1 protein-coding gene is annotated in these 241 nt (G+C 34.0%); it reads right to left on the bottom strand.

Going from position 1 to position 241, the window contains the following annotated elements; all coding sequences use genetic code 11:
• Positions 1 to 47 precede the first annotated feature (47 nt).
• Positions 48 to 241 (bottom strand): hypothetical protein (locus ABCO64_RS10760; protein ID WP_343089475.1); only part of this gene is annotated, 194 nt, incomplete at its 5' end.

Below are 241 nucleotides of genomic sequence, written 5' to 3'. Positions count from 1 at the left end.
CTGTTATTATCTAAAAACTTATAATCCAACACACTTATTCCTCCTATTTATTTAGGTCTTTTTAAAGAAAAAGCTTCCCCTAATGGTGCGTAGTTTGATCCACCAAGTCTTGCAACTGGTTTTATTTTTTCAACAGCTACATCTAACGCGTCGCCTAAATGCGAGGCAAGATGAATTCTTTTCACTTCACCAAAAAAGATTTCACTCGTTATTTTTCCTTCATGTTTTAAAGGCATTACAT

The sequence above is a fragment of the Methanocalculus natronophilus genome (assembly GCF_038751955.1).
Lineage (GTDB): Archaea > Halobacteriota > Methanomicrobia > Methanomicrobiales > Methanocorpusculaceae > Methanocalculus > Methanocalculus natronophilus.
The sequence above is the reverse complement of the archived record's forward strand: the minus strand, read 5'-3'. Positions and strand labels throughout refer to the sequence as shown.